Source organism: Chitinivibrionales bacterium, from assembly GCA_014728215.1.
Classification (GTDB): Bacteria; Fibrobacterota; Chitinivibrionia; order Chitinivibrionales; family WJKA01; genus WJKA01.
Window position 1 is genome coordinate 1 of sequence record WJLZ01000187.1, and the last position, 15,320, is coordinate 15,320.

The following is a 15,320-nucleotide window of genomic DNA, read 5'->3' on the forward strand; positions in this document are numbered from 1 at the left end:
AATCATGAAAGCCTTTCCCGGGGGATTTAAAAAACAGACCGGCTTTATGTAAAATAATTATCCGGAAATGCGGTTGCGGACGCAATATTGCCGATGGAGAACTGATAAGAACTGAAAAACGCCAGGTATTTGATATTCCTCCGAGCAAAGTCGAGATAACTGAACACCAGGCAGAAACGCTCCGCTGCGAGTGTGGCGAAATACATACGGCACCTTTTCCACAGGGAGTTGATGCGCCGGTTCAATATGGTCCCCGGCTTCGTGCTATCATTGCAAACGGTTATCGTGCCAATCCAATTACAGAAAAAAAGGCTCCGGGAAAACGAGGACGGCAGAAACAGTCTCCCGCTCGTAATTTGCTGGATAGAGTCGATTTGCTTTATATTACTACCGAACCGGGAGAACAGGCGACAATCGGTCATACGAATTCCCTTCCTTATGGTCGAGGTACGGCATCAAGTCGGTTTTTTTTTGTCGGATTTTCTCACGATCCAATAGTATATTATATAACAAGAGCCGGGCAGCATGGATATTCTGCGCCTTAGCGCCGACAGCCGGTTCCTGGAGTGCAGCTCCAATATGATTCTCGTTAACTGGTTCGATGAAAAAGCGATCAATGTGACCAAAGGCTATCGCTCCTGTAAAGCCGATACCGATGTGCTCAAATGCGATATCGGGACCGGCGATATTCCCGGCGGCACCACCGACAAACATGCCGAATCGGGCGATTTCTGGGTGTCCTCGGTCGATGAAATCAATCCGGAATTTCGCTGCTTTGTCGATAACCGGGAGCTGTGGCGTTCCTACTGGGCTGATGTTTTTGAGGGGCGGCCTGCCGTGAAGCCCGAATGTGTTGTTACCCGCGCTGTCACACCTGCTTGTCTCAACGGGCAAGTCCCTGTTGCGATTGCGCGTGATGGTTCCGGCAGAATTGTTATCACAGCAGGCGCTGCAGGCGCCATCTCTCTTTTTGCGGTATCGGGCAAAGCAATTGTCACCGGAAAGAACATTGCAAAAGGAGCATCGGTTTGCATCACTGCTGCAGAATCGGCCGGAATACTGCTTGTTCAGTTCCGGAACAGCGATAGAGCTGCCGTAACAAAATTATGTTTCGAAAAGATGAGGTAACGAATGAAAACGAGAGGGAGAATCGCTTCATATATTGCGGCATTCGCTGCCATTCATTGTGCTGTACCGGCTGAGCTTCTTGCAGCGGTCAATCCCGCCGACACGGTTTTCTGCACCGTGTATGATTCATCCCAAAGTCAATGGGTCTGCACCTACGATTCTTCCAATGACGGCAAGTATTGCTCGAGTCGCGGGATCGGGAGTTTTCATATCGATGACTGGGTGATGTACAGGGATGTCGATTTCGGGAGCGGCTATGCGTATATGTATGTATTCTACTCCTGCGGTGATAAGTGCGGGTGCCTTTTTGAGTTCCGTGTCGATGATGTCGATGCCGGAACACTGATACTGACCAATGAACAGGAGCGGCTGAAAACTTTTCCTACCGGCGGATGGCGCGGCGGGGTGATTCACCGGCTTCCCATGGATGAAACAATCACCGGTATTCACGATCTGTATATCAAAGGCGCATTGTGCGGCGAACCGGGCGGCACCGGCATTATCGATCTGAAATGGTTTCTGCTTTCCAATGATGGATACGCCTATACATTCTACGATGCCACACCGGAACCCTATATTTCGATCCCGCAGGTTACCCCGGTAAAGCCGCACGATTTTTCCGAAAAATCACCATCAATAATAGCGGACCGGCATTCAATCGTTGTCAACCTGAATAACAGGGGAGCGCACACCATCCGCCTGTTGAGGCCCGATGGAACAATGCTTGTATCCAAATCGACCGACAGCCGCAGCACGATTCTATTGCCAACCGAAAAGCTTGCGCCCGGACTTTATATCCTCAAGATAACCATGAGAGGCATGGAGCAGTTTCAGTATCGCTATTTAAAGCAGTAGGAATATACAATGGTTATTTATTCGTCGTTTTTCAGGTTCTCATAGAACTGGAAATAGTAATTATTTGATTTTTATTGAATTCCTGACTTCAAAATTATTATAATAAACCATATAAGTTTATTATAATAACTTTAAACCAAAAAAGTTTAATTTTGTAATATTAAACCAAAATGGTTTAAATTGTGGCGTTATGATAGCAATAATCGGCGACATTAAGACTTCTCGCAAAATACAGGCGCGAAATCAATTTCAACAAAAATTGAAAAGCTTGATGATGCAGTTGAATCGCGGAAGAAGAAATATAGTATCCCCATACACATTAACTATTGGAGATGAATTCCAGGCGCTTTATAAAAAAGCCGATGGGGTTTTGTCGGATTGTATAAGAATTATTTCCGGAATTTATCCTGAAAAAGTCAGAATAGCAATGGGGGTCGGAAAAATTACTACCGCAATAAATCGAAAGCAAGCGCTTGGCATGGATGGCCCGGCATTTCATTGCGCCAGAGAGGGAATTGAAAGGCAAAAAGGAAGGAAACGGTCACCTATAATAGTCATTCAGGGGTTGGATGAATCTTTATCATATAATAAATTGCTTATATCATCGCTTACTATGTTTGCCGGAAGTATAGAAAGCATGCACAAAAACAGCCTTGAAATCCTCATCGCATTGTATAGCAAAACTCCAGTTAAAAAAATTGCTGACCAGTTGGATTTAACGATTCAAGGAGTATACAAGCATATACGAGGAAATAATATCGCAAATACAGTAGCATTTATGGAAAATTTCGAACAAGCCTTGAACGAACGCCTGGTGAATAAATGAGCAATCAATTTTATATAGTGTTAATCTGCATTTTAATTACGCGCTTGTATTACCTTAGAAAACAAACGCAAGCGAGAACAATAAGCAAAAAAGAATCTTTGATTATGGCTCTGATACAGTGCGTTTCGGTTTTGGCAACAATTAAAAGCATATATCATTGTCTCGCTGGATTCGGCATCATTATAGCTATTATTGCATGTCAGTATTTTGCAGAAAAAAAATTGGCTCCAATTAACAAATCGAGCGATAATGTTGCATGCGAGGGCATAAGCCATTTGCGATTGAATGGTGTCAGGTTTGGAGCATTAATTTTGTATTTAGCCTTTCTGGGAACATGGGCAAAAAGCCATACAGGATCGTTACTTATCGGGAATGCATGCGCTGCCATTGCCGACTATACGATTATTCCCGGTCTTGTAAACAAAACAGGAGCTGAAAAACTGTTGCCTGGAATTATGGGGCTTTTATTAGTTGTTAATGAAGTGAATATTCTTTTCCGACTTGTGTTCGATTTATTCTCTATTGCACATCCAGGCAGGCAAAAAGATCAGATAGTTGATGAGAACGGTGAAGGCGAATACAATAACGGACGCTTGATTGGCATTCTGGAGAGGATCATAATTTATTTCCTTGTTATTATCAATAAATATGAAGCTATCGGCTTTATTATGGCTGCCAAAGCATTCGCACGATTTAAGGAATTGGACAATCGACTGTTCGCTGAATATGTACTTAATTGACCAAGTTTTTCTGTGTCAATTAAGGCCAGTGCGATGAGATCTTCGTATTTTCGATGGATATCCTCAACCATCAGACGCGTTATATACGACGAGGCATTCCATTCCGTATAAAATGCTGCAATCACCAAACGATTGTACCTGAGTATCCTTTCAAAACTACCGACATACTGCATTGCGGTTCCTCCTACTGTACCGAATAGATGCAATAGATATGCCAATTTAGAGGCACACTGAATAACAGACTGTAATTATTGGTGTTAGGCGAAATCAAGGTACTTTTGCAGGAGCCCTGAAACGAGAGGGATTGACGAAATATTGGCATGACGCCTATATATGGGCATTTATGCGAGGCGCTTGATCCCCAGTTTTTTCATCCGGGCTTCGAGGGTGGTCCGTTTGATATCCAGGAGGGCGGTGGCGCCGTTCGGGCCGCTTACCCGCCCGTTGCTGATTTTCAGGGCCCATAGGATATGTTGTCGTTCATTTTCCCTGAGTGTCGTAATAGTCTTAGTCTGTTCCGTCCGGGGTTCGGGAATCCATCCGCCCACTTTGAGTGTCTCGCCATCGCCGAGAATAACGGCCCGTTCGATGACATTTTCCAGTTCCCGGATATTGCCGGGGTGGTAGGCGGTGAGCCGGTCGATGACTTTTGCCGATGTCTGGGTGACGCTAATACCGGTTTTGAGGGCATATTTTTTAACAAAATGGTGTATCAGCAGGGGGATGTCTTCCTTCCGTTCCCGCAGGGGCGGTAGATGGAGGGGGAAGACATTGAGCCGGTAATAGAGGTCTTCTCTGAACCGTCCTTCCTTCACGGCCTTGATCAGGTCGCGGTTTGTGGCGGCGAACATCGACCCGCATGGGCATCGAATTTCCCAGCCGCTGGAATTCACCTTCCTGAAGTACTCGGAGCAGTTTGGTCTGGAGGGTGGGAGGGAATTCGCCGATCTCATCCAGAAAAATGGTTCCGGAGTGGGCCAGCTCGAAGCGGCCGGGTTTTCGCCGGTGGGCACCCGTAAAGGCTCCTTCTTCGTGGCCGAAAAGCTCACTCTCGATCAATTCGGCGGGCAACGCCGCACAGTTGATCGTCACCAATGGACGGTTACTCCGGTTACTGTTGTTGTGAAGTGCCCGGGCGATAAGCTCCTTGCCGGTTCCGGTTTCGCCGGTAATCAGTACGGTGCTGTTGGTGGGTGCGACCTTCTCAACGGCCTTTAGTACCATCCAAAACGAGTCGCTGCGGGAGATGATCTCCCCAAAATTGCTTCGTGCCTTGATCTCTTCCTGAAGATAGATCGTTTCTTCTTCCAGCTGTTCCTTGAGTTTGCGAAGGTTTTTTTCCTTTTCGATGAGTTTTTTTTCGGCATTTTTCATCGCCGTGATATCGGTAATAAAGCCCTCGATAACGTTCCCTGGTCCCCGTTGGGGGGCAGGGGACCGCGATGCCCCGTTCCCAGAGCCAGCGGATATGATCATCGCGGGTGGTGATACGGTATTTCACTTCAAAATGCCGCATCTCGCCGAGACTCGCCTCCACCTCCTCCTTGACCCGGTCGCGGTCGTCGGGAAGAATAAGGCTGTTGTAGGAAATTGTACGGTTGCCGATTAATTCATCGGGAGTATACCCGGTAAGCTTTGTACACCCCTCACTGACAAACTCCATGGTCCAGTGATTATCGTTGAGATACCGGTACGCCATGCCCGGGAGATTACTCAGAAGGGTTTTCAGTTGTCGAGTCGTTTCCACAGATTGCTGGTCCTTACTCCATCATTTTCAGATATTTTTCAAACACTTCGGCGAGTTCGGCTTTTCTGAACGGTTTGGGGATACTTGCCGTAAAATCGTACTTCGAAGGGTTTGCCATGATCGGATCTTCGGAATAGCCGCTTGCGACAAAGACCGGAAGAGTGGGATCGATAGTGCGGATTTCGCCGACCGCTTCTTTACCGCCCATGGCGCCGGGGATGGTGAGGTCAAGGATCATGGCACGCACCGATCGGTGGCCCCGGATTTCTTTTTGAAGTGCATCGATCGCCTCTCTGCCCGTTGTGGTACAGACTACGCTGTAGCCGAAGGATTCGAGGATATGACGGGTGATATCCCGCATCACCGCTTCATCGTCCATGACAATGATCGTTCCCTTCCCCCGATGCCGCAGTACCGGTTTCACGAGACCGGTTGTATCCCGATGACCGGCTGCAGGAAGATATACATGAAACACGCTTCCTTCCCCCGGCGCCGAATCCACATCGATACTGCCGCCGTGACGGTCGATAATCGAAAAACAGGTGGCCAGGCCCAGGCCGTGCCCCTTGGTCTTGGTGGAGAAAAAGGGATCGAAAATCTTATCCTGCAGGTCGTGGGGGATACCGATACCCTGGTCCTCGATCGATAATTTCACGTATCCGCCTGCAGGAAGAGTCTGGTGTTTTGCTGCTTTCACAGTCACGTTTGCCGCACTGATCCTGATCTCTCCGCCCAGGGGCATGGCCTGCTGGGCATTGATCACCAGGTTGTCGATCACCTGTCCCAGTTGGTTCTGGTCGAAATCACACGACCAGAGGTCGGATTGAATGTCGAAAACCGGTGAAACAGTGGAACCGCTGAGGGCGAATTTTGCGGTTTCTTTCACAAAAGGGAAAAGATGAGCGACTTTCTTCACCGGCGTTCCGCCACGGGAAAAAGTCAAAAGCTGGGAAGTCAGGGACCGCGCACGGTCGATAGTTGCCATCGATCGCTGGATATACTCTCGTACCTCCGGTTCGGAGGATTCATCACCGGCCATATCCATAAACCCATAGATACCGCCCAGTAGATTGTTGAAATCATGGGCAATGCCTCCGGCGAGGATGCCCAGCGATTCGAGCCTGGCTGCCCGCTGCATGGCGTCCTGCATCCGCTGCTTTTCTGTGGTATCCCTGAAGACCAGCACGACGCCGATAATGGAGCCCTCATTGTCTTTGATCGGGGCGCCGCTGTCGGCAATCACCCTTTCGGCGCCGTCACGGGCAATGAGCAGGGTGTGGTTCGCCAGTTCGATTACTTCTCCCGAAGACAGGACCTTGTCCACCGGGTTTTCGCAGGTTTCCCGGCTAATTTCATTAACAATAATAAACACCTCTCCCAGCAAGCGGCCTTGGGCTTCCTCCAGCGACCATCCGGTGAGCGTTTCGGCTTCACGGTTCATGAGCACAACCCTGCCATGGGTATCGGTTGTGATAACCCCGTCACCGATACTTCGGAGGGTGACCGCAAGCCGCTCCCGTTCGGCGATCAGATCAAGCTGGGCCTGCTTCTGCTCGCTGATATCGATCCATTGACACACGACATTCCTGAGGCCCCCCTCCATGTCGAGTATGGGATACATGGATACGTCGATATACATGTTCCGTCCGCCGGAAAAATCGACGTCACCGGCCTGTTCCACCTTCCAGGGAATCGTAAAGCGTGCCGGAATATGCTTGTGAAAGACATCCTTTACCAGCGGCATAACCCCGCCGGCCTTCAGGTTTTCATCACCAAGAACATTGTACTTGCCGATAATCGCGTCATCGCTGAGGTTTATGGTTTCCCGGAGAGTACGATTGGTCTTGATCACCGTCCCCTGTCTGTCGGCAACCCACATGGCAAAGGGACTCATGTCGATAATGGTTTTCAGAAAGTTCCTTTGCTCCTCTTTGTCGGCTTCCGCCCGTTTCCGTTCGGTGATATCCTCGATGACACAGATAGTCCGGGTGAACCGGCCGTCAGGAGCTTTGAGTCCTCTCGAATTTATCGTGACATCGATAAGAGCCCCGTCCTTTTTGACCATCCGGTATTCCTTGTCGTAGCTGGATCCTTTCGAACGTATCTCGGCAAGGGATGCGCGGGCTTTTTGGTGAAAGTCGGGATGGATAATTTTTTCCATGGAGGCCCCGATAATCTCTTCGCGGTGGTATCCCAACACCTTTTCCACACAGGAGTTACATTCGACAATAATTCCCTGCTCATCCACCGATGTGATGAGATTGGGGGCGGTTTCGAAGATGCCTTTGTATTTCAGGGTGCTTTGGGTGAGTTGTTGTTCGACAGCATGGCGCCGGACAATCTCGCCGAGGAGCATGGCCGAGGTCTGGAGCTGCTTTCGTGCCGAATCGATGACTTCGGTGGGGCGGGGAGTATAGGCTTGGGCATATTCCGCAAGCTCGTTGGGGTCCACCTTGTAGACTGCCGCGATCCGCTGGATAGTTTCACTGTCCCGCGGAGGGGCGCCGTAACCGAAATTGATCGCCCCAACCACTTCATCACCACTCATGATCGGACAGGCATAGATATGAATACCGCCCGCGCATGCTCGGTCCTGTGGTTTACCCCGTTCCATGGCCTCTTTCGATACCTTCCAGCAGGATTCATGACAGTGCCATTTTCCGCTTTGTAAGGCCTCCGCGTTGTCGAGGGTCCCGGCAAGATTCCGGGAGGCGTTGTCCAGAAAGGTACACCATTTCGACGAGAAAATTCCCATGGCGTAATCGCCGTTTCTTTCGTAGATGGCACTCGATGTCTGCAGCAGATCGAGGTAGGGGGCGGTCACCTGTTGCAGCAGGGAAGGTCCCACTGCGGTGAGAAGCATGCCGTCCTTATTCAACTCGGTTAAATCTCCGTATCGCATAATAATAATTCTTACCCATAAAGACTTAATAATAAAAAATACCCATTCAAGCAATATATAAAGTGCATACCCGGCATATAAACCTTTTTCTCAATATTATTATCTTAATTAAGATATTTTTCAGATCCCTATAAATTATTCGTCGTTGGATATTTGGGTATATAGAATAACATATATAACAACATATAGAGTATTTGAAAAGGGGAGGGATGCATGATTTGGAAAGGGGAGGGATGCATTTGCAAAGGGAATTCCATTCCCTTTAAAACCCACTTGGAAAATGCTTATTATATTCATGCCGGTAATGCCGGCATGCGTGGGTTGAGTTGTAAGCATTGAGCGTTTTTTAATTGGCAGTTGAAATGATGGTTACAGTTTTAAAAACTATTATTTGCAAACAAGGGTGTTTTGCCGGTGTTTACAGGCTTGTAGAGCCGGTATGGTTGTGAACTAAATCTAAGATCAGCTTACCTACAGCAATTGTTTCTTATACCGTGGTCCGACCACCGTAATTCCGTCTTTTGGGGAGCGCTGTCTTTATGATTTTTTGCTATTGAATGCTTTACGAATTTCTTCGACTGCTGAAAGCCTGCCCCGACACGGTCCGGGACTTGCTCGTTCCTGCAATGACAGGTCGTTAGTGTTCTATTCCAAACGCAATTGATAATATTTGATTAGTAAACGGAAAAGAATTAAATTTGTTGTATCCGCAAAGTGCCGTATATATATTACGATAAATAAAGGGCCGTGCACTGGTTGCCGGAAAGGTTTCGGCCACGGCGGAAAAAGTCAACAGCGCCTGGCGGGCGTTTATCATCACATTGTTGAATACCTGGCAGAGCTGGTTTTCGTCCGCTTCGATTGTAGATGTCTCGGGAGCAATGTTGATCGAGCAATCGATACTTGAACCGCTCAGGGAGAGGTGTTGTGACTGCTCCAGTACTCGGGAGATATCTACCGGTTTTTTGCGGGGTGCCCCTCCCTTTGAGAAGGTAAGCAACTGCTGCGTAAGGTCTTTTGCTCTTTCCAGAGCCCCGATGCCTCTGCCCAGATATCGCCGGACATGTTCTCCATCACCGATTCCCTCAAGAGCGAGGTCGATATTGCCGAATATGCCCCCGAGGAGGTTATTGAAATCATGGGCAATGCCGCCGGCAAGGGCGCCAAGAGATTCTAATCTTTGCGCCCGTTGCATTGATTCGTCGAGTTTCTGTTTATCAGTTATGTCCCGGAATACAAGTATAACGCCAATGATGTTGCTCTCTCTGTCGAGAATCGGGGCGCCACTGTCGCCTATGACAACCTCGCGGCCGTTTTTGCCAATAAGGCATGTATGGTTAGCCAAATCAACTGTTTGCCCTGTTCTAAGAACTTTCTCAACCGGGTTTTCTCGCTTTTGCCGTGTGTCTTCATCGACAATATTGAAAACATCCATCAATGGTCGTCCGGTAGCAGCCTCCGAATTCCACCCCGTCATTTGCTCTGCCGCCTTGTTGAGCATAGTAACGTTGCCCTCTACATCGGTCGTTATGACTCCATCACCGATGCTGCGAAGGGTGACAGCCAAGCGTTCTTTTTCTTCAGCAAGAGTCTGTTCCGCTTCTTTGCGTTCGGTTATGTCCTGAAACGAACCCTGTAGTCTGACAACCTCATTGTTCTCCAAAATGGGTTTGCCGATTGTTCGGGCAACGAGATGACGTCCTTTCGCCGTAATGAACCTTAGCTCGAGGTCATAGGGTTTTCCTTCGGCAAGGGCCTTTTTAATAGCATTCGCCAGAATCGGCCTGTCATCGGGATGCCAGAATTCAAGAGCGTTTTCCAGTGGCGGTTTGTCATCAAAAGGGACTTCGTGTATACGGTACGTTTCTTTGGTCCACGTGACTTCGTTTGTGGCGGGATCGAGCTCCCAGCCACCAACTCGAGCCATTTGTCCGGTTCTATCCAGCAGGGCTTCACTCTCTAGGAGGGCATCCTGCAGCTTTCTGCGCTCTGTTATGTCCTGGGCAGCTCCCCAAAGACCGATTATTTTCTTCTCGCTATCAAGAACTGCTTCTCCACGCACCCACATCCAACCATTGCTGCCGTCTTTCCTTACCATTTCCAGTTCAAGTTCGTAGGGTACTCCCGTTTCTCTGGTGTTTGCCAGTGAAGATGATAGAATGTCCCAACTTTCAGCAGTGAACAGCTTCATGTGTTCGGTGTAAGGCGGCACAGGAAGTGAGGGATCAAATCCGTACATCCGGTAGAGTTCTTCACTCCAAACGACCTGATTGGTTGCGGTATCCAGATACCAACTACCTACATGAGTTATCTCTTGTGTCCTCTTGAGTTCTTTTTCATTTCTTTCCGCTTTTTCTTTTGCGGCAACCAGTTCTTCATTCCGGATTCTCAGTTGATTTTCATTTTCCCGCAGCTCGACTTCCGCCTGTTTACGCTCGGTGATGTCGGTGGCGTATATGTTGACATAGCCGCGATCGGGGATGGGCATAGCGACAAAGGAATAGACCCTTTCACCAAGCGTCACATCAACGCTGTTCTGTTTCTCTTCAGTCGACAAAGATTCTACCAGAGAATGCCATTGGGCCGGTATCTTGTCGCCGATTCTATTGCCGGCCTCCACCACGAGTTTCAGCGCCGCTGGATTTGCATAGAGCAGGCGCATTTCACGGTCTATCCTGAGCTCGGGGTTGTCGTTTTCCTCAGGAAATAAAGCGGTATCTCTGAGCCTTTGCGCTCTTTTGCTGCATCACGACTATTTCTTATAATAGGGATTCACTCCTTGCGTTTCTTTGGGCATCGGCTACTACGAATTCTACACTTTCTGCATTTGTATTTCCGCAAGAATTTTGGCCTACCAGGGTTCAAGGGGAAGGAATGCCCTTCCAAATGCTCCTAATCCAACCGGCTGCAAGCTCATTAAATATCGTGTCGACTGTTATAATCGGCGCATCATGATCATTAAATCCCCGGAAATCGAATCGCCCAGAATATCTGCAAGTATCCGTATGTCATTACGCCACTCTGTTGTGTCAAGCTCGGTGTAGCCCATCGTGGGCATACCTTTCAGATACAAATAGAGCGATTTTTGATAGTATTGAATGGTAGAGGCAGAATCTTTCCCGGATAATTTGAGAATATCGGCTTTTTCTTTCAGCAGGCGTCCTGCGATAAGGCATTTCATGCTTCCTGTTGAAGGGGCGATAGAAATCCCCAGGAGTTCGGCAATCGCGGGTGAAGAGAGCGTATCTAAAAGGCTGAAATCGATACCGAGAATTGCGCCGGAGGCTTTTTCGATATCCAGAGTGGCTTCTTCGTGCTTTTGTGCATTCTTTTTCAGCAGCACACGGGCAAGGACTTTGCCGAGTTGTTCGATCATTCTGAGGATGTAATCTTTTTGTATCATAGGAGTTGAAAATATACTTTAGCAGGTCGAAAAACCATGCACAAAGAATTCGGGCCGGTTCATGGAATGATAAAGACAGGAATATTTCTTTATGACAATTGCCCGAATGCCTGTGCTTTGGCACGATTAGCCGGCTATCCCATTCTTTACTCCGATAACGCTAATTGGGCTTATTATCGCTGATATTTTGCTGTTTTTATCTTTCTTATCGGCAGATATCGGCGTATTCGCGTATTGTTTTTGACAAGGCTGTTATATTTTTCAATTCGAATATGGAGCAAAATATCAGAGCATTTGGAAAGGGGAGGGATGCATGATTTGGAAAGGGGATCTCCATTCCCTTTATAAACCCACGTCGAAAATGCTTATTATATTCATGCTGGTAATGCCGGCATGCGTGGGCTGCGTGGTAAGCATTGAGCGTTTTTTTATTGGCAGTTGAAATGAGGGACCTTCGTTCAATGACCCCAAAAGTTCTTTCTTTTTACATTTTCAACAAATTGTTAATCACTTTTGATATCATAAAGCGAAGTGCTTTTGTTTTGTATGATGAGTTATTAAATGTGCCAATTATGTACGATTCTGTTTTTGGATGATAGAACATAAACGCACCTGTAACTCCCACGCAACCCCAGCAGTTGAACTTTGATGGCATAACAATTGGAACAGTCACAAACTTCCATATAGAATAGCCATAATATATTCCAAGGGCAGGAAACCCCATTGGCCTGGCATCAGCTATCATCCTTTTTAGGGTTTCTTCCTTCAGTATTTTTTTATCAACAAGTGCCTTCATAAATATCAAATACTCGTCCAGTGGTGCAATTACACTGGAACCCGCATGATCTAACGGAGCAATGCCTTCAATTTTCGTAAAATCCACATTGTTTATCAACGCTTCTGCGGTTGGATATTTTGATGGTTTCTCGGGTTCAGTAAAATCATTCGTGTATGCATGTTTCATCCCCAGAGGCTCAAAAATAAGCTGATGAAGAACTTCCTGAAATGGTTTTCCATTAATGTTTTCAATTATCAAGCCTAAAAGGTAGTAGTTTGTATCAGTGTACAAATGCTTTTCGCCAGGTTTTGATTTCGGTTTTAAGTTTTGTTTGCCCCAAATAATTGCCTTTCTCGTGGTGATCCTCATGCCTGGATCATTAACCATCTTCTCATAGAGCGGAAAGAAAACATCAGGCAAACCGGACGTTTGATTGAGCAATTGACAAATAGTTATGTCGTTTGAATAATCTTTACCCTCGAAAACATGGAGATTATTCATTAACTCATCATCGATATACTCCTTGATTTTGTCATCAAATGACAACTTGTTTTTGTCGTGGAGCATACCTATGATGGTTGCGGTAAACAATTTACCCACGCTAGCCAAATGGTTTGGCTGGTGCGGATTCGCATCCATGTGCCCGGTTTTACCTTCTGCAATATATATATCAATATTCAGCTTGTCTGAGTGCACAAGTAAAAATGCATTTTTAACTGTTGTATCCTTTTTTACTTGCTTCCGGAAAGATTTTTCAATTATGCTTACTATTTCGTTTCTATCCATTTACATTTCCTCCTATCATTTCTTGTTATCTTACACAAATATCAGGTTTCCGACAACGTTCTATCGGATATACGAAGTTGGCCAATGGCCAATTTTGGTGGAGCGTAGCGGAACCGCATATTCGCTCGTATGTGCTGTTTTATTTGTGCCACTGCATAACAAATTCTTTTTCTCCTGTCTCTTCATCTTTTGATTCAGATACTACAGAAAAGCCCTTCAATTTATAAAATTCAATACTTTTCTTGTTTTTGCAAAAAACCTTCAATTATTGAAGTTTCGTACCAAATATCTACAATTTCAGGTATATTTTCAGACTTTGCTTTAATTATGTTTTCCAAAAATTCCTCACAAATAAAATTGCCCACAAATAGAAAATTCCGAAGTTATCCTCCAAGTTCATATCTTTCAGAAGTCTTTTTGGGATTTTTGTGGTACAGCAAATTTACTCTGAGATCCAACTTGTATCTTCCCCGCAAACAGTCATTTTTACGAATCTCTTTTTTAAGTTAATTTGGTGCTTTGAAAATGATGATTTTCTATATACAATATGCTTTTCATTAATTTCATCGATATATCCTTTTGCTCTTTTACCTGTTTTTAAAATTATATCGCAGCCTTTGTTATCATATAAAATATATGAATCTACAGAGACCTCGAAATTTCCCTCAATTCGTATTGAGTGGATGATATAATCCATAATATAAAGAAGCTTATCGCTCGCTGTATATGTTTGCAGGATAGCATTGATTATACCTTTCACATTCGTATTGTTTACCAATTGAAAATTCGAAACAACATACCCGTGCCATTTCGAATGAAATTTATCTTTGTTCGCCCCATAGAAATAGCTCGTGTTAGGAGCAACGATTGAACCTGTCAGAGGGGTAAGAATGATATTTATCGCTACCGAGGCAGCCAATGTCTCGACAAATTCAGTATTTCGCATTTCTTCGGGACTTGCCGAGTATTTCTTAAAACTGATTGTGTTCGAAGGCATCAGATTGTTGCTGTTCATTTTTTCGAGATCAGAAAAAATATTGGCAATTTCGATTGGCTTTGCATTCGAAGTAACCATCTGCACGGTCGCCACATCATTCAGAATTCCTTCACGCAAGTGCAAATCCTTTGATTCCGGATAAAACTTTATTTGTATTCCACCAATTTTATTGCCGCTTTCGAGTATATCCAGTTCCAGCCGCAAAACATCTGAATTTGAGATCGATACAATAGAAAGACCAGGTTCGGGAGGAATAGCGATTGAAAATAATCCTAAATTGGTCATTGATCGGGAAGCGAAAGGAAACCGGTATCGAACGAGATGCACTAAGTTTACAGGCTTGAAGAGCTATTTTGTCTCCAGGGTTGACCGGCCGCCGTCGATGCCGATAATCTGACCGGTAATCCATCCGGATTCGGGCATGAGGAGGAATGCTGCAAGCTGTGCGATGTCCTCTTTTGTTCCCAGCCGTTTGAGGGGGTGGAGGGCTGCGATGGAGTCTTTGCTCTTGTCGGTGCGAAGAATATGTCCGGCAAGTTTGGTCTGTACCAGGGATGGCGCCAGGGCGTTTACCCGTATGCGGGGAGCCAGCTCTGCGGCCAGGGCAACGGTCAACCCACCGACCGCTCCCTTGGCCATGCTCATCGATGCATGAAATGGAAACCCCTTTTTTGCCGCAATACTGGAGAAAAGCACGACCGATGCACCATCCGCGGCATTTCCAAGATGGGGCAGTAACGACTGAACAGCCAGTGCAGCCCCCAGCGCATTGATTGTGTAGTCCTCGATGAAATCTTTCTCTGAAAACCGGTGAAGACTCTTGAGGTTGATCGTTCCTGCACAGTAGAGCAACCCATCAACCGCCCCCTCGATCTCCTCGGCAACCCGGGGAAACGTGGAAAAATCGGTAAAATCACCCACAGAATAGGAGCCGTCAAACCGCCCGGCAATCTCCCTGACACCCGGCTCATTCCGTCCAACCAGATGAAGACCATACCCCTTTTGGGAAACTATCTCGGCAACACCAACACCGACCTCACTCGAACCACCGAACAGAACCACCTTCTTAGCCATAGAACCACCTCTTTGTTTAGAGAAAAGATTGAAAGGATTACTCGTTGTTGTTTTGCAATACTACGTGTAAAGCAAATCCCGTGC

12 protein-coding genes and 1 pseudogene are annotated in these 15,320 nt (G+C 46.6%); 5 read left to right on the plus strand and 8 right to left on the minus strand.

Annotation, left to right across the window (positions count from 1 at the left end; all coding sequences use genetic code 11):
- Nucleotides 1-53 precede the first annotated feature (53 nt).
- The 5 genes from GF401_16740 to GF401_16760 all read left to right on the plus strand — a co-directional run bounded on the left by GF401_16740 (nucleotide 54) and on the right by GF401_16760 (nucleotide 3,549).
- Nucleotides 54-545: a hypothetical protein gene (locus GF401_16740; GenBank protein MBD3346705.1), complete on the plus strand. Its 492-nt coding sequence runs from the start codon at nucleotides 54-56 to the stop codon at nucleotides 543-545.
- Nucleotides 526-1,128 carry a hypothetical protein gene (locus GF401_16745; protein MBD3346706.1) on the plus strand — a complete coding sequence of 201 codons (603 nt, stop codon included), beginning with the start codon at nucleotides 526-528 and terminating at the stop codon, nucleotides 1,126-1,128. Before GF401_16740 ends, GF401_16745 begins: the two co-directional genes overlap by 20 nt.
- 3 nt (nucleotides 1,129-1,131) lie before the next feature.
- A complete protein-coding gene (locus GF401_16750) occupies nucleotides 1,132-1,983 on the plus strand; it encodes a carbohydrate-binding protein (protein MBD3346707.1) in 852 nt (283 codons plus the stop codon).
- 190 nt (nucleotides 1,984-2,173) lie between these two features.
- Nucleotides 2,174-2,809: a hypothetical protein gene (locus tag GF401_16755; protein ID MBD3346708.1), complete on the plus strand. Its 636-nt coding sequence runs from the start codon at nucleotides 2,174-2,176 to the stop codon at nucleotides 2,807-2,809.
- A gap of 104 nt (nucleotides 2,810-2,913) precedes the next feature.
- On the plus strand, nucleotides 2,914-3,549 hold the full coding sequence (locus tag GF401_16760) for a hypothetical protein (GenBank protein MBD3346709.1): 636 nt from the start codon (nucleotides 2,914-2,916) through the stop codon (nucleotides 3,547-3,549).
- Between the two features lie 341 nt (nucleotides 3,550-3,890).
- Here GF401_16760 and GF401_16765 read toward each other — a convergent pair.
- The 8 genes and pseudogenes from GF401_16765 to GF401_16800 all read right to left on the minus strand — a co-directional run bounded on the left by GF401_16765 (nucleotide 3,891) and on the right by GF401_16800 (nucleotide 15,236).
- Nucleotides 3,891-5,025 (minus strand): annotated as a pseudogene (locus GF401_16765) (AAA domain-containing protein).
- Nucleotides 4,754-5,296: a PAS domain-containing protein gene (locus GF401_16770; GenBank protein ID MBD3346710.1), complete on the minus strand. Its 543-nt coding sequence runs from the start codon at nucleotides 5,294-5,296 to the stop codon at nucleotides 4,754-4,756. The pseudogene GF401_16765 and the gene GF401_16770 overlap by 272 nt, the downstream one beginning before the upstream one ends.
- 13 nt (nucleotides 5,297-5,309) lie before the next feature.
- A complete protein-coding gene (locus GF401_16775; GenBank protein ID MBD3346711.1) occupies nucleotides 5,310-8,198 on the minus strand; it encodes a PAS domain S-box protein in 2,889 nt (962 codons plus the stop codon).
- A gap of 637 nt (nucleotides 8,199-8,835) precedes the next feature.
- A complete protein-coding gene (locus tag GF401_16780) occupies nucleotides 8,836-10,860 on the minus strand; it encodes a PAS domain S-box protein (protein ID MBD3346712.1) in 2,025 nt (674 codons plus the stop codon).
- Between the two features lie 273 nt (nucleotides 10,861-11,133).
- Complete coding sequence (locus GF401_16785) at nucleotides 11,134-11,601, minus strand: hypothetical protein (GenBank protein MBD3346713.1); 468 nt, start codon at nucleotides 11,599-11,601, stop codon at nucleotides 11,134-11,136.
- A gap of 484 nt (nucleotides 11,602-12,085) precedes the next feature.
- Nucleotides 12,086-13,165, minus strand: coding sequence for a serine hydrolase (locus GF401_16790; GenBank protein MBD3346714.1), 1,080 nt, complete (start codon nucleotides 13,163-13,165; stop codon nucleotides 12,086-12,088).
- A gap of 442 nt (nucleotides 13,166-13,607) precedes the next feature.
- Nucleotides 13,608-14,447: a hypothetical protein gene (locus GF401_16795; protein ID MBD3346715.1), complete on the minus strand. Its 840-nt coding sequence runs from the start codon at nucleotides 14,445-14,447 to the stop codon at nucleotides 13,608-13,610.
- A gap of 63 nt (nucleotides 14,448-14,510) precedes the next feature.
- Complete coding sequence (locus GF401_16800) at nucleotides 14,511-15,236, minus strand: SDR family oxidoreductase (GenBank protein ID MBD3346716.1); 726 nt, start codon at nucleotides 15,234-15,236, stop codon at nucleotides 14,511-14,513.
- Between the last annotated feature and the right edge of the window lie 84 nt (nucleotides 15,237-15,320).